Source organism: Kitasatospora sp. NBC_00374 (assembly GCF_041434935.1).
In the GTDB taxonomy this organism is placed as follows: domain Bacteria; phylum Actinomycetota; class Actinomycetes; order Streptomycetales; family Streptomycetaceae; genus Kitasatospora.
Map to the genome: position 1 here is coordinate 4771645 of NZ_CP107964.1, position 24280 is coordinate 4795924.

Annotated in this window: 25 protein-coding genes; 15 read left to right on the forward strand and 10 right to left on the reverse strand. The window is 73.8% G+C overall.

What is annotated here, in order from left to right; all coding sequences use genetic code 11:
- The first annotated feature begins 12 nt into the window (after positions 1 to 12).
- From thrC to OG871_RS21555, 6 genes are all read left to right on the forward strand, one after another.
- Positions 13 to 1290, forward strand: a complete 1278-nt coding sequence (gene thrC, locus OG871_RS21530; protein WP_371498600.1) for a threonine synthase — start codon at positions 13 to 15, stop codon at positions 1288 to 1290.
- Between the two features lie 35 nt (positions 1291 to 1325).
- The gene (locus tag OG871_RS21535) at positions 1326 to 1604 is read left to right on the forward strand and encodes a ubiquitin-like small modifier protein 1 (protein WP_371498601.1); all 279 of its coding nucleotides are present in this window, start codon (positions 1326 to 1328) and stop codon (positions 1602 to 1604) included.
- A gap of 589 nt (positions 1605 to 2193) precedes the next feature.
- Positions 2194 to 2400 (forward strand): cold-shock protein, encoded by a 207-nt coding sequence (locus OG871_RS21540; protein WP_033819590.1) that lies wholly within the window; start codon positions 2194 to 2196, stop codon positions 2398 to 2400.
- A 307-nt stretch (positions 2401 to 2707) separates the two neighbouring features.
- Positions 2708 to 4330: a chaperonin GroEL gene (gene groL / locus OG871_RS21545; RefSeq protein WP_371498602.1), complete on the forward strand. Its 1623-nt coding sequence runs from the start codon at positions 2708 to 2710 to the stop codon at positions 4328 to 4330.
- Between the two features lie 188 nt (positions 4331 to 4518).
- On the forward strand, positions 4519 to 5103 hold the full coding sequence (locus OG871_RS21550) for a Uma2 family endonuclease (RefSeq protein ID WP_371503376.1): 585 nt from the start codon (positions 4519 to 4521) through the stop codon (positions 5101 to 5103).
- 19 nt (positions 5104 to 5122) lie between these two features.
- Positions 5123 to 5479: a hypothetical protein gene (locus OG871_RS21555; RefSeq protein WP_371498603.1), complete on the forward strand. Its 357-nt coding sequence runs from the start codon at positions 5123 to 5125 to the stop codon at positions 5477 to 5479.
- A gap of 45 nt (positions 5480 to 5524) precedes the next feature.
- Here OG871_RS21555 and OG871_RS21560 read toward each other — a convergent pair whose 3' ends face one another.
- On the reverse strand, positions 5525 to 6151 hold the full coding sequence (locus OG871_RS21560) for a hypothetical protein (RefSeq protein WP_371498604.1): 627 nt from the start codon (positions 6149 to 6151) through the stop codon (positions 5525 to 5527).
- A 103-nt stretch (positions 6152 to 6254) separates the two neighbouring features.
- Here OG871_RS21560 and OG871_RS21565 point away from each other — a divergent pair, with 103 nt between their 5' ends.
- From OG871_RS21565 to OG871_RS21575, 3 genes are all read left to right on the forward strand, one after another.
- On the forward strand, positions 6255 to 6602 hold the full coding sequence (locus OG871_RS21565; protein WP_371498605.1) for a PadR family transcriptional regulator: 348 nt from the start codon (positions 6255 to 6257) through the stop codon (positions 6600 to 6602).
- A complete protein-coding gene (locus OG871_RS21570) occupies positions 6599 to 7531 on the forward strand; it encodes a hypothetical protein (RefSeq protein WP_371498606.1) in 933 nt (310 codons plus the stop codon). The genes OG871_RS21565 and OG871_RS21570 overlap by 4 nt, the downstream gene beginning before the upstream one ends.
- 61 nt (positions 7532 to 7592) lie before the next feature.
- Entirely contained in the window at positions 7593 to 8279 is a 687-nt protein-coding gene (locus tag OG871_RS21575) for a copper homeostasis protein CutC (protein ID WP_371498607.1), read from the forward strand.
- Positions 8280 to 8328: 49 nt separating this feature from the next.
- On the opposite strand, the gene OG871_RS21580 is transcribed toward OG871_RS21575, so the two are convergent.
- Positions 8329 to 10383 (reverse strand): AAA family ATPase, encoded by a 2055-nt coding sequence (locus tag OG871_RS21580; RefSeq protein ID WP_371498608.1) that lies wholly within the window; start codon positions 10381 to 10383, stop codon positions 8329 to 8331.
- Positions 10384 to 10776: 393 nt separating this feature from the next.
- Between OG871_RS21580 and OG871_RS21585 the strand changes: the two genes are divergently transcribed.
- The gene (locus OG871_RS21585) at positions 10777 to 10998 is read left to right on the forward strand and encodes a hypothetical protein (RefSeq protein WP_371498609.1); all 222 of its coding nucleotides are present in this window, start codon (positions 10777 to 10779) and stop codon (positions 10996 to 10998) included.
- Positions 10999 to 11057: 59 nt separating this feature from the next.
- On the opposite strand, the gene OG871_RS21590 is transcribed toward OG871_RS21585, so the two are convergent.
- Complete coding sequence (locus OG871_RS21590) at positions 11058 to 12692, reverse strand: DNA repair helicase XPB (protein WP_371498610.1); 1635 nt, start codon at positions 12690 to 12692, stop codon at positions 11058 to 11060.
- Between the two features lie 96 nt (positions 12693 to 12788).
- Here OG871_RS21590 and OG871_RS21595 point away from each other — a divergent pair, with 96 nt between their 5' ends.
- Positions 12789 to 13067 carry a hypothetical protein gene (locus OG871_RS21595; protein ID WP_371498611.1) on the forward strand — a complete coding sequence of 93 codons (279 nt, stop codon included), beginning with the start codon at positions 12789 to 12791 and terminating at the stop codon, positions 13065 to 13067.
- Positions 13068 to 13086: 19 nt separating this feature from the next.
- On the opposite strand, the gene pgeF is transcribed toward OG871_RS21595, so the two are convergent.
- Both pgeF and OG871_RS21605 read right to left on the reverse strand, forming a co-directional pair.
- Positions 13087 to 13803 (reverse strand): peptidoglycan editing factor PgeF, encoded by a 717-nt coding sequence (gene pgeF / locus OG871_RS21600; protein WP_371498612.1) that lies wholly within the window; start codon positions 13801 to 13803, stop codon positions 13087 to 13089.
- A gap of 41 nt (positions 13804 to 13844) precedes the next feature.
- Positions 13845 to 16370: a helicase-associated domain-containing protein gene (locus tag OG871_RS21605; protein ID WP_371498613.1), complete on the reverse strand. Its 2526-nt coding sequence runs from the start codon at positions 16368 to 16370 to the stop codon at positions 13845 to 13847.
- Positions 16371 to 16570: 200 nt separating this feature from the next.
- On the opposite strand from OG871_RS21605, the gene OG871_RS21610 reads away from it, so the two are divergent.
- On the forward strand, positions 16571 to 17401 hold the full coding sequence (locus OG871_RS21610; protein WP_371498614.1) for a hypothetical protein: 831 nt from the start codon (positions 16571 to 16573) through the stop codon (positions 17399 to 17401).
- A 228-nt stretch (positions 17402 to 17629) separates the two neighbouring features.
- Here OG871_RS21610 and OG871_RS21615 read toward each other — a convergent pair whose 3' ends face one another.
- The gene (locus OG871_RS21615) at positions 17630 to 18496 is read right to left on the reverse strand and encodes a class I SAM-dependent methyltransferase (RefSeq protein ID WP_371498615.1); all 867 of its coding nucleotides are present in this window, start codon (positions 18494 to 18496) and stop codon (positions 17630 to 17632) included.
- Positions 18497 to 18563: 67 nt separating this feature from the next.
- Positions 18564 to 19550 (reverse strand): ABC transporter substrate-binding protein, encoded by a 987-nt coding sequence (locus OG871_RS21620; RefSeq protein ID WP_371498616.1) that lies wholly within the window; start codon positions 19548 to 19550, stop codon positions 18564 to 18566.
- Between the two features lie 162 nt (positions 19551 to 19712).
- Between OG871_RS21620 and OG871_RS21625 the strand changes: the two genes are divergently transcribed.
- Positions 19713 to 20318: an HAD family hydrolase gene (locus OG871_RS21625; protein ID WP_371498617.1), complete on the forward strand. Its 606-nt coding sequence runs from the start codon at positions 19713 to 19715 to the stop codon at positions 20316 to 20318.
- Here the strand turns inward: OG871_RS21625 and OG871_RS21630 are convergent.
- Positions 20306 to 20557: a hypothetical protein gene (locus OG871_RS21630; protein WP_371498618.1), complete on the reverse strand. Its 252-nt coding sequence runs from the start codon at positions 20555 to 20557 to the stop codon at positions 20306 to 20308. The genes OG871_RS21625 and OG871_RS21630 overlap by 13 nt on opposite strands.
- Positions 20558 to 20747: 190 nt before the next feature.
- On the opposite strand from OG871_RS21630, the gene OG871_RS21635 reads away from it, so the two are divergent.
- Both OG871_RS21635 and OG871_RS21640 read left to right on the forward strand, forming a co-directional pair.
- Positions 20748 to 21887 carry an alpha/beta hydrolase gene (locus tag OG871_RS21635; protein WP_371498619.1) on the forward strand — a complete coding sequence of 380 codons (1140 nt, stop codon included), beginning with the start codon at positions 20748 to 20750 and terminating at the stop codon, positions 21885 to 21887.
- A 413-nt stretch (positions 21888 to 22300) separates the two neighbouring features.
- Positions 22301 to 22684, forward strand: a complete 384-nt coding sequence (locus tag OG871_RS21640) for a cold-shock protein (RefSeq protein WP_371498620.1) — start codon at positions 22301 to 22303, stop codon at positions 22682 to 22684.
- A 7-nt stretch (positions 22685 to 22691) separates the two neighbouring features.
- Here OG871_RS21640 and OG871_RS21645 read toward each other — a convergent pair whose 3' ends face one another.
- Both OG871_RS21645 and OG871_RS21650 read right to left on the reverse strand, forming a co-directional pair.
- Positions 22692 to 23540 carry a 1,4-dihydroxy-6-naphthoate synthase gene (locus OG871_RS21645; RefSeq protein ID WP_371498621.1) on the reverse strand — a complete coding sequence of 283 codons (849 nt, stop codon included), beginning with the start codon at positions 23538 to 23540 and terminating at the stop codon, positions 22692 to 22694.
- Positions 23533 to 24279, reverse strand: a complete 747-nt coding sequence (locus OG871_RS21650; RefSeq protein ID WP_371498622.1) for a futalosine hydrolase — start codon at positions 24277 to 24279, stop codon at positions 23533 to 23535. Before OG871_RS21650 ends, OG871_RS21645 begins: the two co-directional genes overlap by 8 nt.
- Position 24280 lies beyond the last annotated feature (1 nt).

Genomic DNA, 24280 nt, shown 5'->3' on the forward strand with positions numbered 1-24280 from the left:
GCCTCCGCCATCATGGCTACCGCTACCCCTGTCGCCGTCGTCGACCTCGGCCCCGCCGCCGCGCTGTCCTGTCGCGAGTGCGGCGCCCGCACCCCGCTCGGCCCGAGCTTCGCCTGTGTGGAGTGCTTCGGTCCGCTGGAGATCGCCTACGACTTCGGCTCCTACGAGGCCGAGGAGCTGCGCAAGCGGATCGAGTCCGGCCCGGCCTCCATCTGGCGCTACGCCCCGCTGCTGCCCGTCCCGGCCGACGTCGCGTCCAAGCCGAACCTGAACCCCGGCTGGACCCCGCTGGTGAAGGCCGACAACCTCGGCCGCGAGCTCGGCTTCACCGCCCAGCTGCACGTCAAGGACGACTCCGGCAACCCGACCCACTCCTTCAAGGACCGGGTGGTCGCCTGCGCCATCGAGGCGGCGCGCGCCTTCGACTTCACCACCCTGTCCTGCTCGTCGACCGGCAACCTGGCGGGCGCGGTGGGCGCGGCGGCGGCCCGGGCCGGCTTCAAGTCCTGCGTTTTCATCCCGCACGACCTGGAGCAGGGCAAGGTCGTGATGGCCGGTGTCTACGGCGGCGAGCTGGTCGGCATCCAGGGCAACTACGACGACGTGAACCGCTTCTGCTCCGAGCTGATCGGCGACCCGGCCGGCGAGGGCTGGGGCTTCGTCAACGTCAACCTCCGCCCGTACTACGGCGAGGGCTCCAAGACCCTGGCGTACGAGATCTGCGAGCAGCTCGGCTGGCGGCTGCCGGAGCAGATCGTCATCCCGATCGCCTCGGGCTCCCAGCTCACGAAGATCGACAAGGGACTGCAGGAGCTGATCAAGCTCGGCCTGGTCGAGGACCGCCCGTACCGGATCTTCGGCGCCCAGGCCGAGGGCTGCTCCCCGGTCTCCGCCGCCTTCAAGGCCGGCCACGACGTGATCCGCCCGGTCAAGCCGGACACCATCGCCAAGTCGCTGGCGATCGGCAACCCGGCCGACGGCCCGTACGTGCTGGACATCGCCCGCCGTACCGGCGGCGCCGTCGAGGACGTCACCGACGCCGAGGTGGTCGAGGCGATCAGGCTGCTGGCCCGCACCGAGGGCATCTTCGCCGAGACCGCGGGCGGCGTCACCGTCGGCGTGCTCAAGAAGCTGGTCGAGACCGGACAGCTGGACCCGTCCAAGGAGACCGTCGCGATCAACACCGGCGACGGCCTGAAGACCCTGGACGCGGTCTCCGACGCCGGTCTGACCGCCACCATCCGGCCGACCCTGGAGTCCTTCCGCGCCGCCGGCCTCGCCTCCGTCTGAGCCCCCCACCACCCCGCAGCAAGGAGTAGACGCCCATGAGCGCCACCGTCCGCATCCCCACCATTCTGCGCACCTACACCGGCGGCTCGGCCGAGGTGGCCGCCGAGGGCGCCACCCTGGCCGAGGTGATCGGCGACCTGGAGCAGAACCACCCGGGCATCTCGGCCCGGATCCTGGACGACGCCGGCCAGCTGCGCCGATTCGTCAACGTGTACGTCAATGACGACGACGTGCGATTCGACGGCGGCCTGCAGACCGAGATCAAGGACGGCGCCGCCGTCTCCATCATCCCGGCGGTGGCCGGCGGCTGCTGACCTCGGCGGACGCCCCTCTTCCCGGGTGCGCTTAGCACCCCTGAGCCGTCGTCAGGACCGGAATGCGGAAATTCCGGGCCCGGCGACGGCTCTCGGCGTTGCCGGCGGACATTTGCCCACGTGGCTGGGTATAGAGTGCGTGACACCGGGGTATTCGAGGCCGATTCGAGTCGGCCCGCCCCCGCCCTCCGGTCGGGTACGCAGCGGCTGTCCGCTCGCTGAGACCGGTGCGACGAAGCGCAGCGCCGAACTGTCAGGCCGCCGTCAGAATTATTCCGGCGATTTGTGGCATTGGTCCGCGATGTCCGGCGTCAATTGCACACTAGTGCCGCTTTCATCCCGTCATATCCCCTGCGGCCCGTAGCATTTGCCCAAAAGTAGGGCCTGTTGCAGAGGGCGCATGTCCGGATACATTCAGCCGCGGTCGACGCATTCACCCGCGTTCCGGTTCCCCTTTCGGGCCTCGGTGCGGTGGTCTGCGGCGTGCACGGCTGCGCCCAGGGGGGGTTCCCCGGGCCGGCCTTCCAGACCTCTGGACCCGCACCCTGCGGGTCCGTGAAGGGCCAGCACAGCACAAGGGGAGTTCGGAATGGCTCAGGGCACCGTCAAGTGGTTCAACGCCGAGAAGGGCTACGGCTTCATCGCGGTCGACGGTGGTGCGGACGTGTTCGTCCACTACAGCGCGATCCAGATGGACGGCTACCGCACCCTCGAGGAGGGCCAGCGGGTCGAGTTCGAGATCTCCCAGGGGCAGAAGGGTCCGCAGGCGGACATGGTCCGCGCGCTGGTTGCGTGACCTCTTCGACCTGTGGAGCCTCGGTTCGGTCAACGAGCTGGCGGCCACAGATCATCGGCAGCAGGCCCGTACGGCATCCCCGTGCGGGCCTGCCGCCATGTTCGGGACACCCCGCGATCGGGCTTGCACTCGCCACCCGAGAGTGCTAATCATTGGCGTTAGCACTCTCGGTACGAGAGTGACAAACGGATCGGGTCGGTGAGGCCTCCCGGGAGCGGTAGGGGACAGGACCCCCGCTCGCAGGGCCGTCCGTCGCGGGCACCCTTCGGTCCGATGCAGTCGATCGCGTCCCGGAGGACCACTTCACATGGCAAAGATCATCGCGTTTGACGAGGAAGCTCGCCGCGGCCTTGAGCGCGGGATGAACCAGCTTGCCGACGCCGTCAAGGTGACGCTTGGCCCCAAGGGCCGCAACGTCGTCCTTGAGAAGAAGTGGGGCGCCCCCACGATCACCAACGACGGTGTCTCCATCGCCAAGGAGATCGAGCTCGAGGACCCCTACGAGAAGATCGGCGCGGAGCTCGTCAAGGAGGTCGCGAAGAAGACCGACGACGTCGCGGGTGACGGCACCACCACCGCCACCGTGCTCGCCCAGGCCCTGGTCAAGGAAGGCCTGCGCAACGTCGCGGCCGGCGCCAACCCGATGGCCCTGAAGCGCGGCATCGAGAAGGCCGTCGCGGCCGTCTCCGACCAGCTGCTCGCCCAGGCCAAGGACGTGGAGACCAAGGAGCAGATCGCCTCCACCGCCTCCATCTCCGCCGCCGACACCCAGATCGGCGAGCTCATCGCCGAGGCGATGGACAAGGTCGGCAAGGAAGGCGTCATCACCGTCGAGGAGAGCAACACCTTCGGTCTGGAGCTCGAGCTCACCGAGGGCATGCGCTTCGACAAGGGCTACATCTCGGCCTACTTCGCCACCGACCTGGAGCGGATGGAGGCGTCCTTCGAGGACCCGTACATCCTGATCGCCAACTCCAAGATCAGCTCGGTCAAGGACCTGCTCCCGCTGCTGGAGAAGGTCATGCAGAGCGGCAAGCCGCTCGTCATCATCGCCGAGGACGTCGAGGGCGAGGCCCTGTCGACCCTGGTCGTGAACAAGATCCGTGGCACCTTCAAGTCCGTCGCCGTCAAGGCCCCGGGCTTCGGTGACCGCCGCAAGGCCATGCTCGGCGACATCGCCATCCTCACCGGTGGCACCGTCATCTCCGAGGAGGTCGGCCTCAAGCTGGAGAACGCCGGCGTCGACCTGCTGGGCTCCGCCCGCAAGGTGGTCATCACCAAGGACGAGACCACCATCGTCGACGGTGGCGGCGACAGCGACCAGGTCGCCGGCCGCGTGAACCAGATCCGTGCCGAGATCGAGAACAGCGACTCGGACTACGACCGCGAGAAGCTCCAGGAGCGCCTCGCCAAGCTGGCCGGCGGCGTCGCCGTCATCAAGGCCGGCGCGGCCACCGAGGTGGAGCTCAAGGAGCGCAAGCACCGCATCGAGGACGCCGTCCGCAACGCGAAGGCCGCCGTCGAGGAGGGCATCGTCGCCGGTGGTGGCGTCGCGCTGCTGCAGGCCAGTGTCGCGTTCGACAAGCTGGAGCTCGAGGGCGACGAGGCCACCGGTGCCAACATCGTCCGCGTGGCGCTGGAGGCCCCGATCAAGCAGATCGCGACCAACGCCGGCCTCGAGGGCGGTGTCGTGGTGGAGAAGGTGCGCAACCTCCCCGCCGGTCACGGCCTGAACGCCGCCACCAACGAGTACGTCGACCTCATCGCCGCGGGCATCATCGACCCGGCCAAGGTCACCCGCTCCGCGCTGCAGAACGCCGCCTCCATCGCGGCGCTCTTCCTCACCACCGAGGCCGTCATCGCCGACAAGCCCGAGAAGGCCGGCGCGCCGGCCGGCGGCGGCATGCCGGGCGGTGACATGGACTTCTGATCCTCCTTCGAGGATCGGCGAGTTCTGATCGTCCGCGAGGGCGGTCTCCCCACGGGGAGGCCGCCCTCGCGGCGTTCTCGCCCCGTCTCACCCGATCGTGCGACGCTGGGCGCATGAACGGTCCCGGCGCCTCGGAGCGCGGCTACGGTGAGGGCGAGCAGCGTCATGCGGGAGAAGGGGGGACCGCGATGGCCGTGGAGTCGGAACGGAACTGGACCTACCTGCTGGACACCTGGAGGGGACTGGAGGTCCCGGAGGGCTGGCGCGCCGAGATCGAGGAAGGGCAGATCGTCCTGGTGCCACCGCCCGGCAAGGGCCACAATTTGATCGCCGGCGAGGTTCATGACGCCCTGGTGCGCTGCCTCCCGCCGGAAATCGGCGCCTACCAGACTCTCGGCGTCGAGATCGTGCAGTCGGAGAGGGTCTACGTGCCGGATCTCGTGGTCGTGGACAAGGCGCTGCTCAGGCAGTCGGACCGCACCGACGCCGACCCGGTCGACGCCGCCGAGATCCTGTTGGCCGTCGAGATCACCTCCTCCGGCAACGCGCGGCACGACCGCACCAGGAAGCTCTGGGCCTACGCCCACGCGCCCGTCCCGCACCACCTGCTGATCGACCGCTTCGACGAGCACGGCCCGACCGTGACGCTGTTCTCGGAGCCGGTCAACGGCGCCTACCGGCAGAGCCTGCGCACGCCCTTCGGCAAGCCGGTCGCGCTGCCGGAGCCGTTCGGGGTCGAGCTGGCCACCGAGGGGTTTCCGGGGCCGCGGTGAGCTGCGGGACAATGGGCGGATGGCCAGTCCTGAGATCGAAGCCGCACTGCACAGCGCCCGGGCGCTGATCCTCGCCGACCTGACGGCCCGGGACGTCGCGGACGCCGCCGTCGTGTCGCTGGTCGAGGACGCCGTGACGCACCGTCGCTGGTGGCTGGAGCAGTGGCCGGACGGCACCGAGTACGTGCTCGGGCTGGTCGCCCAGGACGTGCAGGACGCGCTGCTGGAGGCGTACGGCCGCTGGCCGCTGTGCGAGGCCTGCGCCGAGGACGGCGACCCGCACGCGCTGAGCGTGGAGCCCGAGCTCGGGCCGGATCCGCACTGGGTGTGCGGCAAGGAGGGCCTGGCCGTCGCGCCGGTCGGAAAGCTCTCGTGACCGAGGCCCTCGCGGCCACGCCCGCCGGGCCGCGGCGTCGGCGGGCTAGCCTTCGAGCGTCCTGAGCTCGGCCGCCAGGTTGGCCCGCGCGGCCGCGTCGAACCGGGCACGGGCCGCCTCGGTCCGGTACAGCGCGGGCAGGTCCAGCAACTGGCGCAGGACCGCCGCCCGGCCCGCCCGGAAGGCGTCCTCGGGGACGAAGCCGTACTCCTCGCGGACGGCCGCCGCGTACGCCGCGTACTGCTCGGCGGAGCCGCCCAGCACGGCCAGGTCGGCGTCGCAGAGCACCTCGCCGTTGCGGTCCGCCGGCTCGGGGGCGTGGGTGACGGTGAGCCTGACCAGCCGGGCCACCTCCTCGACCAGCGGCTCGGCCAGCCCGGCCTCGCGCAGCGCGCGGACGGCCAGCACGGCACTGCGCTCCTCGTTCTCGGAGCGCTCCGGCCGGTAGACCGCGTCGTGGAACCAGGCCGCCAGCCGCACCGCGTCCGGCTCCGCGGCCTGCCCGGCGAGCGCGTCGACCTGGTCGAGCACCGCCCGCAGGTGGTCGGTGGTGTGGTAGCGGCGCTGCGGCTCGGCCCAGCGCTTCAGCAGGTCCTGCCCGTACGGCAGCGGGTCGGCGGTCGCGCCGCAGCGGCGCAGCAGATCGTTCCAGCGGTCGAGCAGATCGGTCATGCGCCCATTGTGGCCCCGGTGCCCGACGGCCCGTCAGGGCGGGTTGGGCGAATGTTCGGATTCGCCTGACGGTATATACCGACGACCGGTATATCTAGGTGACATGACAGAACGTTCGATCCAGGAGCCCACGCTGCTCCTGCTCACCGCCCTCGCGGACGCACCCCGGCACGGCTACGCGCTCATCCAGGAGATCGCCGCCATCTCCGGCGGCCGCGTCCGGATGCGGGCCGGCACGCTGTACGGCGCGCTCGACCGGCTGCTCGGGCAGGGGCTGATCCGGGTCGAGAGCGACGAGGTGGTGGAGGGCAGGGCCCGCCGCACCTACGCGCTCAGCGACTCCGGCCGGGCGGTGCTGGCCACCGAGGCCGAGCGCCTGCGGGCCGTCGCGGCCGAGGCCGAGCGGCGGCTCGCGGTCGTCCGCCCCCGACTGAACGGAGCGTTCGCATGAGCGACCGGAGGCTCGCCGCCGTGCTGCGGCTCTACCCGCGCGGTTACCGCGCCGACCGCGGCGCCGAACTCGCCGAGGTCTACGACTCGCTGGCCGCCGGGACGGGCCGTCTCGGCCGGGCCCGCGAGCTGGCCGGCCTGGCCGGCCACGGCCTGCGGCTGCGGGTCGGGCTGACCTCCGGAGGCCTGCCCGGGCTGCTGATCGCGGCGGCGGTGCCGTTCGTGGTCGGGGCCGGGCTCGGCCGGCAGGCCGGCGTGATGTGGCAGATGTCGCCGTACCACTTCGCCTGGCACGGACCGCTGCGCTGGTGGGGGGTCGGCCTCGTCGCCGTCTGGGCGATGGCCCTGGCGGTCGGGCTGGCCGGGCGCTGGGCGGCGGCGCGCTGGATCGCGGTGGCGGCGACGATCGGCGGGATCGCGCTGGAGGTCGCCTGGAGCGTCCAGATCCCGCCGTTCCAGCACCTGCCGCTGTCGTTCTACCTCGGTCAGGCCGTGCGGGCCTGCGTGGGCCTCGCCGCCTGGCTGGTGCTGCTGCTTCCGGCGCCGGTGGACCTGCTCGGCGGGCGGGTGCGCCGGGCCGCGCCCGTCGCCCTCGCGGGCGTCACGGTGGCGCTGCTGCTCACCATGGGCAAGGAGGTCATCGATACCCCGCTGCTCTGGAACCCGAGCTGGCACCCGTACCGGCTCGCGCTGGTGGCGCTGCCGCTGCTGGGCCTGGCCCGCGGCCGGGTGCTGCCGGCCGCGGCGGCGATCGGCGCGCTGCCGCTGCTGCTCAACGACGACCTCTGGTTCTGGATCGACTTCGAGCTCGGTGGGGTCCGGCGGGCGGCGGGATACCTGGCGTTGGTGGTCCTGGCGGTGGTCTGGGCCCGGTGGCTCCGGCGGCGGCACGAGACCGGGCTGTCGCACCGGCCGCCGACGGCCGACTGAGCGGCCGCCCGGGTGGGCAGAGGGCTCGCCCAGGTGGCGGGGGGTGTGGCAAGGTAGCGCCATGTCTAGACCAATCTTCGAAGTCATCGCGCTGACCGCGCAGGATGCCCAGGCCGCCGCAGCCGGCGGCGCCGACCGCCTCGAACTGGTCACGGACATGGCCGCCGACGGCCTCACCCCGGCGGTGGCGGACTTCGCCGCCATCCGCGCGGCCGTCGACCTCCCGCTGCGCGTCATGCTGCGGATCCGGGACGGTTTCACCCCCGGCGGCCTGGACGAGCTGCTCGCCCGGACGGCCGCCCTGCGCGCCGAGGGGGCGGAGGAGTTCGTGCTGGGCTTCCTGACCGCCGACGGCGGCCTCGACCTGCCCGCCACCCGCGCTCTCGCCGAGGCGGTCGCCGGCTGCCGCTGGACCTTCCACCGGGCCATCGACCACAGCGCCGACCGCGCCGCGCTGCGCGCCGACCTCGCCGACCTTCCCGGCCTGGACACCTACCTCACCTCGGGCGCCGCCGCGGGCGTCTCGCACGGCCAGCACGTCCTGGAGGGCGAGCTGGCCAAGGCGGGCGAGCCGGGCTACCGCCAGCGGATCCTGGTCGGCGGCGGCCTGCGGGCCGAGCACGTGCCCGGGCTGCGGGCGGCCGGTTTCGACGCCTTCCACATCGGCGGAGCCGTCCGCGCCGACGGCTGGTACACCCCGGTGGACGCGGCGAAGGTCGCCGAGTGGCGGGCCCTGATCGACGCCTGAGCGCGTCCGGGAGACGGGGGTTGCGGTCGGCGGGCCGCAACCCCCCTCTTCACGCCCGCAGCTGCTCGGGCAGCGGCTCGGTGTGCAGCACGGTCAGCCCGGACACCGCCCGGGTCAGCGCCACGTACAGCCGGCGCAGGCCGGTCCGCTCGTCCGGCTCCCCGGCGACCACGGCGGCCGGCTCGTCCAGCACCACGTAGTCGTACTCCAGACCCTTGGCCAGCGACGCCGGTACGAGTGTCAGCCGGGCCTCGGCCGTGGTCTCGGTGCCCGGGTCGAGGTACGGCAGGCCGGCCGCCGTCAGCGCCTCGGCCAGCAGCGGGATCCTGGCGTCCGCCGCGATCAGGCCGGTCGAACCCTCCAGGGCGAGCGTCCGGCGGCAGGTCTCCACCACCGACTCCACCAGTCCGTCCACGAAGTGACGGATCGTCAGGGAGTCGGGAAGTTCGCGGACCGAGGTCGCCGGGGCCAGGCCCGGGGCGATCGAGGGCAGCAGCCGGGAGGCGTAGACGATCACCTCCTCCGGGACCCGGAAGCCCTGGGTCAGCTCCTCGACGTGGGCCCCCGCCTTGCCCAGGTGGTGCAGGGCCTCCGGCCAACTCCCCGTCGCCCAGGGCGTGGTGCCCTGCGCCAGGTCGCCCAGCACGGTGGCCGAGCCGGTCGAGCAGCGCCGGCCGACCGCGCGGTACTGCATCGGCGAGAGGTCCTGCGCCTCGTCCAGCACCACATGGCCCAGCGAGGGCGTGCGCTGCACCAGGTCGAAGGCCTCGTCGACGAGGACCGCGTCCGCCGCCGACCAGCGGGCGGACTTCACCGAGCGGGGCGGCCTGGCCCAGTGGATCAGCTCCTGCTCCTCGGGGCTCAGGATTCCCTCGGCGCACTCGGCCAGGAACGCCGCGTCGCCGAGCAGCCGGTGCACCAGCCGGACCGGGTCGACGGCCGGCCAGCAGGCCCGGACCACGGCCTTCACCTCGGGGTTGCGGGCCACCGCGTCCTGCACCCGGTCGTCGGGGGCCTCGCCGCCCTGCTCCATCTTCACCAGGACGGCGTGCGCGATCCGCTGCGGCAGCGCCTCCGCGGCCGCTCCGTAGCGGATCTCGCGGCGCTGCAACTCCTCGATGAGCTCGATGAGTTCGTAGGCCGGGACGCGCCAGCGCCGGGATCCGCGGACCACCACGCAGGGCTCGGTCGGCAGGCTGATCCCGGCCCGTACGGCCCGCCGGAGCACCTCGGCCATCCGGGCGTCGCCCTTGACCGTCGCCGCGGCCGCCGAGTCCTCGCCGCGCACCTCGACCCGGCCGACCAGCTCCTGGACGGTGGCCTGGGCGACGTCCACCTCGCCGAGCGCGGGCAGCACCTGCTCGATGTAGTGCAGGAACGAGCGGTTCGGGCCGATCACCAGCGTGCCGGTCCGGGCCAGCCGCTCGCGGTGCGCGTACAGCAGGTAGGCGACCCGGTGCAGGCCCACGGCCGTCTTCCCGGTGCCGGGCGCGCCCTGGACGCAGACCGTGCCGGAGATGTCGGCCCGGACGATCTCGTCCTGCTCGGGCTGGATGGTCGCCACGATGTCCCGCATCGGGCCGACGCGGGGCTTCTCGATCTCGGCGGCGAGCAGGGCCGAGCGGGTCTCGGTCTCGGCCGGGTCGGTCAGGTGCTCGTCCTCGTACGCGGTCAACTCGCCGCCGGTGTAGCCGAACCGGCGCCGCCGTTCGACGTCCAGCGGCTCCTTGCGGCTGGCCCGGTAGAACGGCTGGGAGACCGGTGCCCGCCAGTCGATCACCATCGGGTCGCCGTCCGCGTCGTGCACGTGCCGGCGGCCGATGTAGAACCGCTCCCCGCCGGCACCCTCGGCCTGCGTCTCGCTGATCGCGTGCAGGTAGTCGAGGCGGCCGAAGAACAGCGGGGTGTGCGCCAGATCGGCCAGCGCGGCGATCCGCAGCTCGATCTGGTTGCGCAGGACGGCGGCGGACACCCAGGTGCCGGTGACGTCCCGCAGGTCGAGCGATTCGACGTCCTCGCGCATCGCGCGCAGGGCCGACCGGGAGGCGGCCAGGTGGTCCCGCTCGCGGCGCAGCGGATCGTCGGTGGGGGTGGGAGATGGCACAGCGAACCTTCCCGGCTGCCTGGTGCCCGTCGCGGCGAACGATGCGGCGGGCAGGGCAGTGCAGCGGACTTGTCGGAGCTCACGGTGGAGGGGTACCGCCGGTTGCCGACCGGTCGGGACCTCCCACGGCTGCCGACGACGGGCACCACGGTTCGGGAGGGGGCAGACCGGAGAGCATAGACCCGGTCACCGGACGGCGCGAATCAATTGACCGGCCGACTCGTCCGGACCACCCCGAGCCGCACTCCGAGTCGCACTCCGAGCCGTACGACCCCGAGCCGCGCCCCCGAGAGCCCCCGGGCTCCCCGTACGCCGGAAGGACGACCTGTGGCCCGGGGACTACGGACTTTGGACTGATGCCGTCCGTATGGCCGAAAACCTACTGTGGAAGGCATGAGCACCGTACACATCACGGCGCCCCGGGCCGCGGCCTCCGCCCCCCGGGCGCGTACTTCCAAGAACTCCGTCCCCGGTCCCCGGGTCGCCGCCGGCGCGACCTCGGCGACCGGCCCCCGCCGCCACGGACCGATGACCACGGCCGTCCGCAACGTCGGCATCCTGCTCGACACCGCCGCCCGCGTGGTCTTCCTCGGGCGGGACGGCGTCAGGCTCTGAGCCGACCGCCGACCGCCGACCGTCCACGGCCGACCCCCTCGGGCGGCCGGCCCGACCGGCTACACGTCGTCGGCGTCGATGATCCGGTAGGCGTAGCCCTGCTCGGCCAGGAACCGCTGCCGGTGCGCCGCGAAGTCCTGGTCGACGGTGTCCCGGGCGACCACCGAGTAGAAGTGCGCCGAGTGCCCGTCCGCCTTGGGGCGCAGCACCCGGCCGAGGCGCTGGGCCTCCTCCTGGCGGGAGCCGAACGTGCCCGAGACCTGGATCGCCACCGTGGCCTCCGGCAGGTCGATCGAGAAGTTGGCGACCTTGGAGACCACCAGCACGCTGATCTCCTTGGTCCGGAAGGCCTCGAACAGCTTCTCCCGCTGGGCGTTGCTGGTCTCGCCCTTGATCACGGGGGCGTTCAGCACCTCGCCCAGCTCGTCCAGCTGGTCGATGTACTGCCCGATGACCAGGGTCTGGTCACCGGCGTGCTTGCGGACCAGCGACTCCACCACCCGGCGCTTGGTCGCGGTGGTCGAGCAGTAGCGGTACTTCTCCTCCGGCTCGGCGGTCGCGTAGGTCAGCCGCTCCGAGTCGGAGAGGGTCACCCGCACCTCGCAGCAGTCGGCCGGGGCGATGTAGCCCTGCGCCTCGATCTCCTTCCACGGGGCGTCGAAGCGCTTCGGGCCGATCAGGGAGAAGACATCGCCCTCGCGGCCGTCCTCGCGCACCAGGGTCGCCGTCAGGCCGAGCCGGCGGCGGGCCTGCAGGTCGGCGGTGAACTTGAAGACCGGCGCGGGCAGCAGGTGCACCTCGTCGTAGACCACCAGGCCCCAGTTCCGGGCGTCGAACAGCTCCAGGTGCGCGTACACGCCCTTCCGCTTGGTCGTCATCACCTGGTACGTGGCGATGGTGACCGGGCGGATCTCCTTGCGGGTGCCGCTGTACTCGCCGATCTCGTCCTCGGTCAGCGAGGTCCGCTTCACCAGCTCGTGCTTCCACTGCCGGGCCGAGACGGTGTTGGTGACCAGGATCAGCGTCGTCGACTTGGCCTCGGCCATCGCCGCGGCGCCGACCAGCGTCTTGCCGGCGCCGCAGGGCAGCACCACCACCCCGCTGCCGCCGTGCCAGAAGCCCTCCACGGCCTGCTGCTGGTACGGACGCAGGTGCCAGCCGTCCTGGTCCAGCTCGATCGGGTGCGCCTCGCCGTCCACGTACCCGGCGTGGTCCTCGGCCGGCCAGCCGAGCTTGAGCAGGACCTGCTTGATCTGGCCGCGCTCGGAGGGGTGAACCGCCACGGTGTCCGGGTCGAGCCGGGCGCCGACCAGCGGGGCGATCTTCTTGGAGCGCAGCACCTCCTCCAGTACCGGGCGGTCGGTGGTGGACAGCACCAGCCCGTGCACCGGGTGCTTCTGCAGCTGGAGCCGGCCGTAGCGACCCATGGTGTCGGCCACGTCCACCAGCAGCGCGTGCGGCACGGGGTAACGGGAGTAGGTCACCAGCGCGTCCACCACCTGCTCGGCGTCGTGGCCGGCCGCACGGGCGTTCCACAGACCGAGCGGGGTCACCCGGTAGGTGTGGATGTGCTCGGGCGCCCGCTCCAGCTCGGCGAACGGGGCGATGGCACGGCGGCAGTCGGCGGCCTTGGGGTGGTCGATCTCCAACAGCAGCGTCTTGTCGCTCTGGACGATCAGCGGTCCGTCGTTCACGCGGGGAGCCCTCCGGTGGTGTGTCGCAGACCTTCCATTGTCCCGCACTCGGGTGGAGCCGGGTGACCGGATGGCCACAGGCTCGTTGAGCAGCCCATGAACAAGCGCAACCGCTTCCTGGCCGGCCTCGCCCTCTCCGGCGCCGCCCTCGCCACCGCCGTCGGTGCGACCCCGGCGCAGGCCGCTCCTACCCCGGGCCTCGACCAGGTCGCGGACATCGGCCAGCCCGGTGGGCTGTTCGGCACCGCGGCCTTCACCGTCACCGGGCTGCTGACCGGGGTCGAGCCCAAGATGCCCGACCCGCAGGCGATCGTCGACGAGGCGAAGAAGCAGAAGCAGGAGCAGGACGCCCAGCAGGCCCCGCAGCAGCACTGAGCACCGCCAGGCCGGTGTCTCAGCCGGTGAGCCAGACATAGGCCGCGAAGCGGCCGGTGTTCTGCTCCCGGCGGTGCGAGAACAGGTCCGGGACCTCCATGGTGCACCGGTCGTCGTGCCGGATTCCGGTCACCCCGGCGCGGGTGAGCTGGGCGGTGATCCCCGCCCGGACGTCCAGCGCCGGGGTGTCCCGGCGGGTGGTGGACCACAGTTCCGGCAGGTCGGCGCAGGCCTCCTCGCGCATCGACTCCGGTACCTCGTAGCACCGGCCGCAGGCCAGCGGGCCGATCAGGGCCACCAGGTCGGCCGGGTCGCTGCCGCGTTCCGTCATGGCCGCGACCAGGGCGGGCACCACGCCCGACACGGTGCCGACCCGCCCCGAGTGGGCCGCGCCGACCAGCCGGCCGACCGGGTCGGCCACCAGGACGGGCGCGCAGTCGGCGGCCAGTGCCGCCAGGGCCAGCCCGGGCCGGTCGGTGAACACCCCGTCGAGCGGCGGCGCGTCCGCCCCGAACGGCTCGGTGACATACCGGACGTCGGCGCTGTGCACCTGCTTCATGAACACCACGCGGGCCGGGTCCAGGCCGAGTTCACGGGCGGTCAGTTCGCGGTTGCGCCGGACGGCGGCCGGGTCGTCCCGGGTGGTCCCGCCCAGGTTGCGGCTGTCGAACGGTGCGGCGCTGACCCCGCCGTGGCGGTCGGCGACGGCGTACCGGATGCCGGGTGCGAGTTCCATCGGAGTCCCCCTGTGGGTAGGTGGTGCGGCTGGTCCGGCGGTCAGTCCTCGTCGACCTCGGCGACGCCGGTGATCCGGTGCAGGGCGAAGGTGCGGACCTCGTCCGAGAGATGGTCGTACGCGGTGACGAAGCCGCCCTCGACCTTGACCGGGTCGACCACCCGCTGCGAGGACAGCCCCTCCGCGTTGATGTACCCGATCCACATCCGTTCACCGAGCAGCACGGCCGTCTGCAGCGCGGCCAGGGTGTCGGCGGCGGCGCTGCGCGGCAGGTGGCGCAGGTCGGTGCGGGCGGGGCCGTTCTGCTGCACGCTGGCGGCCGGGCCGGCCACCGTCTCCCGGCGTACCGCGGTGGCGGCCCGGTCGCCGGCCCGGATCGCCTTGAGCGCGGCGGCGAGCAGCACCTCGTCGGGTTGCGGCGGGCCGTCCGGTACGGGGGTGGGAGGCGTCCGGGGCAGGGTGCGGTGGCTGTCCGGTCGGGTGATCACGACGTCGCCCTCGGCGGACTCGGCGACCGGCGCGTACCCCATCTGCCGGACCACCGAGAGCAGGGTCTCCGGGCCGGCCTGGGCGGCCAGCACGGTCGGGGCCAGCAGCCGCAGCCGCAGTTCGGCCGCCCGGCGGTCGGCCAGCACCTCGGCGAGCAGGGCCGGGTCGTCGCAGCGCAGGTACGAGGAGGCCGCGCCGACCCGCAGCACGCCGTGCCGGCGGGCCACGTCGTCGATCAGGTAGCTGAGCGGCTGGGGCACCGGCGTACGGGAGTGCTGCGCGAGGAAGGTGTGCAGGTCGGCGGCGCTGCGGCCGGCGTCCAGCGCGCGGCGCACCGATTCGGGGGTGAAGCGGTAGACGGTGGCGCCGCCCTTGGACTCGACGTCCGCGCACAGGGCGAGTGCCTGGGCGAGCGGGGTCAGCAGCGGGCCGGGGGCGACGGCCGTCAGGTCGGGCTGCAGGATGACGTGGTCCAGCGGCCGCGGCAGCAGCGGGTCGAGCAGCGGTACGGGGTCGGCGCCGGTCAGCAGGGCGCGGGCCGGGCCGGCCAGCGCGCCGCGGCCGGTGACGCCGAGCAGTTCGGCCTCGCCCAGGGTCCACTCGGTGAGGTGGTCGCGCAGGTCGCGGCCGTCGGGGCCGGTCGGCCCGCCGCGCAGCGGACGCTGCCAGCGGAGCACGGGCAGCAGCGTCTCGGCGCCGGCCACCGAGCCGGGCGGCAGGTCGGCGAGCAGCCCCAGGGCGGCGCGGCGGACCAGCGGGGCGAGGGTGCGGTCCAGTTCGGGGCCGAGGGCGGCCCGGGTCTTGCCCTTGCCGTCGGGGCTGCCGGTCAGTGCGGCGACCCGGGTGGCGGTGAGCCAGCCGCGGGAGAGCTGTGCCCAGCGGTCGGCGGTGGGCTGCTGCAGCCAGAGGTCGTAGCCGGGGGTGGGAGCCCAGCGTTCGTCGGCCTCACCGTCCGGGGCGAGCAGGCCCGCGGTGTAGGCGAGTTCCAGCCAGAACGCGGCGACGGGCTCGGGGCACTCCAGGATCAGTGCGGCCCGCTTGAGGTCGCGGACGCCGAGTCCGCCGGCCCGCAGGGTGGCGGGCGGCTGCAGGCCCCAGGCGTCCAGCAGTTCCTCGACGGTGCGGACGGCGGTGTACGCCTGGCCGGCCGCGGCGCTGTCCACAGCCTGTGGATCGCGGGTGGCGGTGGCGGTGAGGGCGGGCGGAGCGGCTTCCACCGAGCGGTGGCTGCGGCCGCCCCGCAGGTGGAGCGCGAGTTCGCGGGGCAGCACCACGGAACCGGCGCTGGACGGCAGCAGCAGCCCGCGCGCGAGCAGCCACTCGACCGGGCTGCGGACCTCGTCGACGGTGACCGGCCGCGCCGCGTCCGGGACGGTGCCGGTGGGCGGGCCCCAGACCAGGCGTTCCAACAGGGCCAGGGCGGGTTCGGGTGCTCCGGCGAGCAGCGCGGCGCAGCGCTTGCGGTCGGCGAGCAGGCCGGCCAGGGCGGCGATGGCGGTGACCGGGTCGGCGGTCGGCGGGAGGCCGGCGCCGGCCAGCAGCTGCTGGAGCCGGGCGGGGGACATGCCGACGGTCGCCTCGGCCAGCGTCGGGCCGAGGCCGGTCCGGCCGGGGTTCGCGGCGCTCGGGGTGAGCGCCTCGCGGACGGCGATCACCAGCCGCAGGGCGGAGTCCGGGCCCCAGACCAGCGCCTGCTCGCGCAACTCGGCGAGGGCCGCGGGCAGGGCGGCGGCGACGGCCTCCCGGTCGACCGGATCGGCCGCCGGGTGCGGCTTCACCCGGGCCGGGCCGGTCAGCAGGGTGCGGACGGCCGTGTCCGGGCCGCCGTCGGGCAGCGCGGCCAGCGCCTCCGCGACCTGCAGGGTGAACCGGTCGAGGCGCTCCAGGGCGCGCAGGGCCGAGGCCCGGCTGGAGAGCCGGGCGGCCAGCTGGGTCAGGTCGCCGGGGACCGGGTTGAGCAGATCGGGCCGCGCGCGCAGCAGGCCGGTGAGCGCCTGGTCGCTCCGGGCGCGGAGCTCCTCGGCGAGCGTGCGGGGGGCGGCCCGGCCGGGGCGCGACCCGCTCTGCGTGGTGGTCATCCGACCCAGGTTAGTCGGCCCGGGCCGAGGGAGGGCAAGGGGCGAACGGCGGATCCCGGCGCAAGGTCCGGGCGCGGCCGCGGGCACGCAGCGTCCGGTCGGGGCGCGAGGGGGCGAACTTCTCGCTTGGGGCGGGCGGCAGTGGGTACCGTCAGCGCAGGTGAGCCGTGCGGTGCGGTGCGATGCGGGGTGGCGGGGCGATGGCGGACAGTCCTACGGGCGGCGAGTGGTGGCGGGTCGGCGGGCGGGTGCTGGGTGCCGGCCCCGGGGACGGGGGAGCCCGGTCCGAGGAGAGCGTGTACGCGGCCGAGGTGCCGGCCGCTCCGGCGCAGCCTCCGGCGTCGTCGGCTCCGCAGTCGCAGTCGCGGTCGGACCTGTCGAAGTCGGACCTGTCGAAGTCGGAGGTGCCGAGGTCGGAGGTGCCGCTGTGGGACCGGCCGCTCACCGTTCCCGGCGCGGAGCCCGGTCGGCGGTCCGGTGGCGAGGACGTCACGGCGAGGTTCCCCGGCTGGGACACGGTCAGGTTCTATCCGTTCGAGGAGCCGGCGCCCGCGCCGGCCGTACCGGAGCCGCGGGAGGGCCAGGAGGGTGCGGAGCCGGGCGCCCAGGTGCCGGGTGCCCTGGTGCCGGAGGCCGCCGCGGACGCTCCGGTGCCGCTGGTGCGGCCCGGGCTGCTGGCCGGGCGGCGGCCGGCGCCGCTGCTGCTGGTCGCCGCACTGGCGCTGCTGACGGGGGCGTACAGCGGGGTGCTGCTGGCGATGCTGGGCGGCTGGGGGGCCGCGTACCTGTCCCGGGGGATCGGCGACTTCACCAAGAAGTTCGCGGTGCTGGGGATCCCGATGATCTGCATGACCGGGGCGACGGTCTGGTTCTGGGGCCGGGCGCAGGGCCGCTGGGGCACGCCGGTGAGTGCGGGGACACCGATGGGTGAGATGACCTGGTCGGCGGCGCCGGGGGTGCTGCGGGTCGCCGCGGTGCTGACGGCGCTGTTCCTGCTGGCCGTGACGCTGCGGCGGCGCCGGGAGTCGTGAGGCGGGGCGGTCCTGCGGTCGGTCAGCTCGGCCGGTCAGGACGGGCAGGTCGATCGGCCGGGTCGATCGGTCCGAGGCCGCTGCGCGCCCGCTGGACCGGCAAGCGGTCGACCGGTGCCCGGCCCGGCCCGGACGTGCCCGATCCGTCCGCGTCCGACGCCGCAGGGCCCGAGCCGGATGCGCGCGAGCGCGGGGCGCGGTGACGTCACGTCAGGAACCGTCGGAGCGTCAGGCCGGGCGCACGGCCGTCGTGTAGCGGATCGTGGTGCGGCGGGTCAGGCTGCCGTCGGGCCCGGTCAGGGGCGCCAGCGCGGCGAAGGCGGCCCGGCGGGCCTCGGGGCGGCGCTCGGGCGGGACGGCCTCCAGGGTGGCCCGGCGCCCGCTCGCCCACAGCGCGTCCCACCAGGCCTGCGGATTTGCGTAGTGGGTGACGGAGTCCCGTTCGACGGTGCGGACGGTGGTGAAGCCGGCGGCCCGCAGCAGCCCGGCGGCCCCCTCCGCGTCCCGGGCCAGCGAGTTCGGGCCGGCCGAGCGGCCGCGCCCGTCGACCGCCCCCGACCCTGTCGCCGGCCGCGGTCCGGCGGCGAAGGCGGTGAGCGCCGCCGAGGGCTCGGCCCAGCGGGGGTCCTCCTCCGCGCCGAAGGTGGTGTAGCCGAACACCCCGCCCGGGGTCAGCAGCCGGTGGGCGGCGGCGAGGGCGGTGGCCGGGTCGGGGGTGTGGATGACGGCGAACGAGGAGAGGACGGCGTCGAACGAGCCGTCCGGGAAGTCCGGCCGCTCGGCGTCGCCGAGCCGTACGGCGACCTGGGGCAGCCCGCGTGCGGCGGCGTCCGCCGCGGTGCACCGGACCATCCCGGGCGCCAGGTCGATCCCGACCGCCGTCCCCCGCGGGCCGACGGCGGCGGCCGCCGCGAACAGCACCGCACCCCGGCCGCAGCCGAGGTCGAGCACCCGGTGGCCCGCGTCCGGCCCGGCCAGGGCGACCAGCCGCGCGCCGACCGGATTGAAGAAGGACCCGTTGTGCGCCTCGTACTCCTCGGCGACGAGGGAGAAGGTCCGGGCGAGTTCGGCCTTGCGCCGCTGGGCGTCCGACATGCGGCCATGGTCGCCCCGGGCCCGACCGCGGGGCAAGAGCGGCCCGGGGACGCGGCGGCCCCGGCGGTCAGCCGCCCAGGGCGCGTTGGAGCTCGGCGATGACCAGGTTGGCGCCGGTGTAGCCGATGCCCTCGAACCACAGCTGGTCCTCGACCGGGAACGCCCGGTGAGCCTTCACGGCGCCGAGCGCCTGCCAGGCGGGGTGGGCCAGGACGGCCGCGGCGCCGGACCGCTCCGGATCGCCGTAGGTCGCGTGGAAGAGGTAGTCGGCGTCGGCCTGGGCGAGCTGCTCGACGGTGACCTCGGTCTCGAAGCGGTCGACGTTCTGCGCGTCCGGCCGCCCGAGTTGAAGGTCGCTGAGCAGGGTGCCGATGAAGCTGGGCTTCCCGGCCATCCGGATGCCGGGGGAGCCCTCGACGAAGCGCAGCACGCTGATCCGCCGGCCGCCCGAGCCGGCCGCGGCGATCGCCTGAACGGCCTGGACGACGTGCCGGTTGTAGGCGCCGACCACGGCCGCGGCCTGCTCCCGGCGGCCCAGGGCGGCGGCGTGCAGCTGGAAGTTGTCCTTCCACGGGTAGCCGGCGGCGTGGGTGAGGACGGTGGGCGCGAGGCGGCTCAGGGCGTCGTAGCGGGCGCCGTCCCGGCCCCGGTTGCCGAGGATCACCTGCGGGTCCAGGCCGACCATCCGGACCAGGTCGGGGTTGCCGATGTCGCCGACCTCGGTGACCTCGGCCAGCCGGGACGCGGGCCAGTAGTCCGGCAGACCGGCGTCGAGGGGGGCCTTGGCGGCGCCCACCGGGGTGATGCCCAGGGTCATCGCCGAGTCCAGTTCGGCGGTGTCCAGGGCGATCACCCGGATCGGCCCGCCGGGCACCACGACCGGCCCGGTGGCGGCCGTCACGGTGGCGCTGGGCGTCGGTACGGGGATCGGGCTCCCGGTGCCGTCGGCGGGCGGCGCCAGCCTCGGGCCGCCGGTGCCCAGGCCGGTGCAGCCGGTCAGCAGTGCGGCGCCCAGCCCGGTCAGCGCGGTGCGGCGGGACAGCTGGTGCGGCACGCTCGGACCTCCGGATCACGCTCGGTTGCCAGCGATTATGTCCGATTTGCCCGCGAAGATGTGGACCTGGCGAGGTAGCGCGCGAGCCACGGCGGACGGGCCTCCCCGGGTCCCGTCCGGGCCCGCGCCCGGGTCCCGTCGGACGGGCCCTAGGCTGACGGTATGGCGCTCACCGTTGGTTTCGACCTCGACATGACCCTGCTCGACACCCGTCCCGGGATCAAGGCCACCTACGACGTGCTGTCCGCGGAGACCGGCACGTTCATCGACAGCGACCTCGCGGTCAGCCGGCTCGGGCCGCCGCTGGTGCAGGAGATCGGCCAGTGGTTCCCGGCCGAGCGGGTCGCGGAGATGGCCGACCGCTACCGGGCGCTCTACCCGGACCACGCGGTGCCCCGCACCCTGGTGCTGCCGGGCGCCTTCGAGGCCGTGCAGGCGGTCCGCGAGCGGGGCGGCCGGGTTGCGGTGATCACCGGCAAGTACGAGCCCAACGCCCGCCTGCACCTGGACGGCGTCGGCCTGCGGGCGGACGTCCTGGTGGGTGACCTGTGGGCGGAGACCAAGGGCGCCGCACTGCGAGAGCACGGCGCGAGCGTGTACGTCGGCGACCACCTCGGCGACGTCGTGGGCGCCCGGACGGCCGGCGCGGTCGCGGTCGCGGTGGCCACCGGCCCGTACAGCGCGCAGGAGCTGGCCGAGGCCGGCGCCGACGTGGTGCTGGCGGACCTGACCGCGTTCCCGGCCTGGCTGGCGGGCTACTCCGGCTGAGCCGTGAGCCCCGCCACGGCCCGCTGCCGCTGGGCCCGGGCGGACAGGAACAGGTCCGTGACCGAGAGCAGGAAGCCCAGCGGCATCAGCATGCACAGCCAGTAGGCGATGCTGGGGAAGGGCGACAGGCCGAAGAAGAGCGGGACGAAGGTCACCAGGGTGGCCACGGCCCCGCTGCCGAAGACGATCGCCCCGGCCCGGACCAGCGCGTCGCCCCGGCCTGCACTCTGACTGCTCACAACTGACTCCTCCACCACTCGGCCGTCCAGTCTGACAGAGCGTCCGACCCCCGCCGATCGGCGGGGTGCGGCTCCCTCTGTACGCTCAGGTTTCCCAGGGAGTTCTCAGGCACCCTGGAGATTGTCGTACTGAGGCTTCTGCGGGGGGATCCCGGAGGCCGGGCCGTCGGGAAACAGGGGCTTCACACGCATGGGTCTGACCAGTCACAAGGTGCTGGCGCTGTCCGCGCTGGTCTCGGTCCTGCTGGTGGTCGGGACGGTCTGGCTGTGGCCCCGGCTCGCCCGCGGCGGCTGGGCGGCGGTCTGCGGCCGGATCGGCACCATCGTCGCCACCCAGCTGGCCGTGGTCTGCACACTGGGGCTGGCGGCCAACAACTCGTTCGCCTTCTACAGCAGTTGGGACGATCTGCTGGGCACCGCGGACAACGGCCCGGTAACCGTCGAGAACCAGTTCGCCGACGGCCGCCGGACGGCCGGCATCCAGCAGATCGGCAACGAGAACGTGCGCGGCGCCAACACCGTCGGCCGGGACCCGGCCGTGGTCGGCCGGCTGGAGCGGATCCGGATCCCGGGCGCCACCACCGGCCTGGCCACCGAGGGTTACGTCTACCTGCCGCCGCAGTACTTCCAACCCGAGTACCAGAACCGCAGGTTCCCGGCCGCGGTGGCCATCACCGGCTTCCCCGGCGACGCCAAGAACCTGGTCACCAAGCTCAACTACCCCGCCACGGAGCTCCAGCAGATCCGGGAGGGGAAGATGAAGCCGACCGTGCTGGTTCTGATGCGCCCCTCCCCGGCGATGCCGCGCGACACCGAGTGCGAGGACGTACCCGGCGGCCCGCAGGCCGAGTCGTACTTCGCCAAGGACGTGCCGGCCGCGATCCGCGGCTCCTACCGGGTCGGCGACGCCCCCGGCGACTGGGGCCTGGTGGGCAACTCCACCGGCGGCTACTGCGCGCTCAAGCTGGCGATGAAGCACCCCGAGGTGTTCTCCGCCGCCGTCTCGCTCTCCGGCTACTACCGCGCGGCCGACGACCCGACCACCGGCGACCTGTTCGGCGGGCAGCAGCAGCGCCGCAACGAGGCCGACCTGGCCTGGCGGCTGGCCAACCTGCCGCACCCCGGGGTCGCCCTGCTGGTCGGCGGCAGCAAGGAGGGCGACGGCGACTACTACGAGAGCACCCGGCAGTTCGTCGCCGCCGCCAAGGGCGGGCCGACCCGGGTCTCCTCGATCACGCTGGAGACCGGCGGCCACAACTTCAACACCTGGAACCGGATGCTCCCGGCCTCGCTCGACTGGCTGAGCGAGCACCTGAACGCGCCCTCCTGAACGCCACCTCCTGAACGCGCCCCCTGATCCGCCCGGGCGGGCCCGGCCGAACGCGCCCGCCCGATCCACCGCCGTCCCGACCCCGCCGTGACCAGGCAGCGGTCACTGCATGGAGTTTCCTGGCAGCGGGGAGTTTCGACCTCGCCCCGGCAGGGGTATGCAGCCATCGCGCGGGGTCCAGCGGACACCCCGCCCGACCGAGCGGGGGTGAGTGCCAGTGGACAGCGCCATGCCGCACCCTGGCCCGGCCAGGCCCCGAAATGCATCTCTTCCAGCGCATGAGTGAGCAGCTGAGAGATCATTGACCCGCTCACCGGGCCGATCCGCCGTGCGTGGTCGGTTCGGCGTCCACCCAGCGAGCCCCGGGGCGCAGACCCGAGGCCGCTCCACACCCACACCGAGGACTTTTCGAGATGCCCACCGGCCAGGTCAAGTGGTTCAACGAGACGAAGGGCTACGGCTTCCTGTCGCGCGACGACGGCGGCGAGGTCTTCGTCCACACCAAGGCGCTGCCCACCGGCGTCACCGCGCTGCGGCCGGGGCAGCGGGTCGAGTTCGGCATCGTCGCCGGTCACCGCGGTGACCAGGCGATGAGTGTCACCCTGCTGGAGGCCCTGCCGTCGGTGGCGGCGGCCCAGCGCAAGAGCGCGGACGACATGGCCCCGATCGTGCAGGATCTGATCACCACGCTCGACGCCGTCCTGCCCGGGCTGCAGCGCGGCCGCTACCCGGCCAAGCCGACCGGTCAGAATCTGGCCGTGCTGCTGCGCGCGGTGGCCGAGCAGTTCGACATCTGAGCGGGGCTCAGAACGCCAGCGCACCCGGGTCGACCGCGGGGGCCAAGCCCTCCTCGGCGGCCCGGGTGAGCAGGGCGCGCACCGCGGCGTAGCCCTCCTCGCCGAGCTCGGCCGTGAACTCGTTCACGTACAGGGCGATGTGTCGGTCCGCCACGTCCGGGTCCATCTCCTGGGCGTGCGCGAGCACGTACCCGCGGGAGGCCGCCGGGTCGTCCCAGGCGGCCGTGACCGAGTCGCGGATGGTCCGGGCCAGCTCGCGCAGCCGATCGGCGCCCAGGGCGCGGCGGGCCACGATCGCGCCGAGCGGGATCGGCAGGCCGGTCTCCAGCTCCCAGGCCTCGCCCATGTCGGCCAGGCTGTGCAGCCCGTAGCGCCGGTACGTGAACCGGGCCTCGTGGATCACCAGGCCGGCGTCCACCCGGCCGTCCCGGACGGCCGGCATGATCTCGTGGAACGGCAGCACCACGATCTTCCCGAAGCCGCCCGGTACCGCCTTCGCAGCCCAGAGCCGGAACAGCAGGTACGCGGTGGAGCGCTCGCTCGGTACGGCCACCGTCCGGCCCGCCAGCGCGGCCGCGTCCCGCTCTCCGGCGGTCAGCACCAGCGGCCCGCAGCCCCGGCCCAGGGCCCCGCCGCAGGGCAGCAGCGCGTAGTCCTCCAGGACCCAGGGCAGCTGCCCGTAGGAGATCTTCAGCAGGTCGAGCTCGCCGCGCTCGGCCATCCCGTTGGTCAGGTCGATGTCGGCGAAGGTCACCTCGGGCGCGGCCGCTCCCGGCACCAGGCCGTGCGCCCAGGCGTGGAAGACGAAGGTGTCGTTGGGGCAGGGCGAGTAGGCGACCTTGAGCGGCTCAGCCACGGGAGACCTCCTGGAGCAGCGCTCGGTACGGCAGCGTGTGGAAGGCCCGCTCCAGTGCCCCCAGCGCCTCTCCGATCCGCCAGGCCGCACGGTCGCGCGGCCCGACGGCGTTCGACACGGCCCGGATCTCGAAGGCCGGCGTCCCGAACCGGGCGGCCGCCTCGGCCACCCCGAAGCCCTCCATCGCCTCGGCCAGCGCCCCGGGGTGACGGGCGGCCAGGATCGCGGCCCGCTCGGCGCTGCCGGTGACGGTGGAGACCGTCAGCACGTCGCCACAGGCGGCCCCCAGGGCGTCCGAGGCCAGCCGGACGGCCGCGGGTGGCGGGGAGTGCCGGACGGTCCCGAAACCCAGCCGGGCGACGTCCTGGAAGCCCTCGGGCGTCTCGGCGCCCAGGTCGGCGGCCACGATCCGCCCGGCCACCACCAGCGAGCCGATCGGCGCGCCGGGCGCGAAGCCGCCCGCGATCCCGGCCGACACCACCAGGGCGTACCGCCGGGCGGACAGCGCGGCCGCGGTGCCGGCCGCCGCGGCGGCCGGGCCGACGCCGCCGACCAGCACGTCCACCGGCACGCCGTCGGCCGGTTCGGCGCGCCGCAGTTCACCGCCGCCCGGTACGGGCAGCGGCCGGGCGCCGCCGGGCAGCGCACGCAGCACCGCGTCCGCCTCGGCCTGCACCGCGACGACGACGAGCAGCCCGGCCTGCTGGAGGCCGGGCCGCTCGTCGTCGGACGCGCTCATC

What these genes read in the sequence shown, in the direction of transcription:
- OG871_RS21595 (WP_371498611.1), top strand. Translation starts at nt 12,789, where the DNA reads ATGAACAAGCGCAACCGCTTCCTGGCCGGCCTCGCCCTCTCCGGCGCC.
- OG871_RS21570 (WP_371498606.1), top strand. Translation starts at nt 6,599, where the DNA reads ATGAGCGACCGGAGGCTCGCCGCCGTGCTGCGGCTCTACCCGCGCGGT.
- OG871_RS21635 (WP_371498619.1), top strand. Translation starts at nt 20,748, where the DNA reads ATGGGTCTGACCAGTCACAAGGTGCTGGCGCTGTCCGCGCTGGTCTCG.
- groL (WP_371498602.1), top strand. Translation starts at nt 2,708, where the DNA reads ATGGCAAAGATCATCGCGTTTGACGAGGAAGCTCGCCGCGGCCTTGAG.
- OG871_RS21605 (WP_371498613.1), bottom strand. Translation starts at nt 16,370, where the DNA reads ATGACCACCACGCAGAGCGGGTCGCGCCCCGGCCGGGCCGCCCCCCGC.
- OG871_RS21650 (WP_371498622.1), bottom strand. Translation starts at nt 24,279, where the DNA reads ATGAGCGCGTCCGACGACGAGCGGCCCGGCCTCCAGCAGGCCGGGCTG.
- OG871_RS21615 (WP_371498615.1), bottom strand. Translation starts at nt 18,496, where the DNA reads ATGTCGGACGCCCAGCGGCGCAAGGCCGAACTCGCCCGGACCTTCTCC.
- OG871_RS21640 (WP_371498620.1), top strand. Translation starts at nt 22,301, where the DNA reads ATGCCCACCGGCCAGGTCAAGTGGTTCAACGAGACGAAGGGCTACGGC.
- OG871_RS21550 (WP_371503376.1), top strand. Translation starts at nt 4,519, where the DNA reads ATGGCCGTGGAGTCGGAACGGAACTGGACCTACCTGCTGGACACCTGG.
- OG871_RS21555 (WP_371498603.1), top strand. Translation starts at nt 5,123, where the DNA reads ATGGCCAGTCCTGAGATCGAAGCCGCACTGCACAGCGCCCGGGCGCTG.
- OG871_RS21575 (WP_371498607.1), top strand. Translation starts at nt 7,593, where the DNA reads ATGTCTAGACCAATCTTCGAAGTCATCGCGCTGACCGCGCAGGATGCC.
- OG871_RS21560 (WP_371498604.1), bottom strand. Translation starts at nt 6,151, where the DNA reads ATGACCGATCTGCTCGACCGCTGGAACGATCTGCTGCGCCGCTGCGGC.
- OG871_RS21540 (WP_033819590.1), top strand. Translation starts at nt 2,194, where the DNA reads ATGGCTCAGGGCACCGTCAAGTGGTTCAACGCCGAGAAGGGCTACGGC.
- OG871_RS21535 (WP_371498601.1), top strand. Translation starts at nt 1,326, where the DNA reads ATGAGCGCCACCGTCCGCATCCCCACCATTCTGCGCACCTACACCGGC.
- pgeF (WP_371498612.1), bottom strand. Translation starts at nt 13,803, where the DNA reads ATGGAACTCGCACCCGGCATCCGGTACGCCGTCGCCGACCGCCACGGC.
- OG871_RS21565 (WP_371498605.1), top strand. Translation starts at nt 6,255, where the DNA reads ATGACAGAACGTTCGATCCAGGAGCCCACGCTGCTCCTGCTCACCGCC.
- OG871_RS21610 (WP_371498614.1), top strand. Translation starts at nt 16,571, where the DNA reads ATGGCGGACAGTCCTACGGGCGGCGAGTGGTGGCGGGTCGGCGGGCGG.
- OG871_RS21585 (WP_371498609.1), top strand. Translation starts at nt 10,777, where the DNA reads ATGAGCACCGTACACATCACGGCGCCCCGGGCCGCGGCCTCCGCCCCC.
- OG871_RS21625 (WP_371498617.1), top strand. Translation starts at nt 19,713, where the DNA reads ATGGCGCTCACCGTTGGTTTCGACCTCGACATGACCCTGCTCGACACC.
- thrC (WP_371498600.1), top strand. Translation starts at nt 13, where the DNA reads ATGGCTACCGCTACCCCTGTCGCCGTCGTCGACCTCGGCCCCGCCGCC.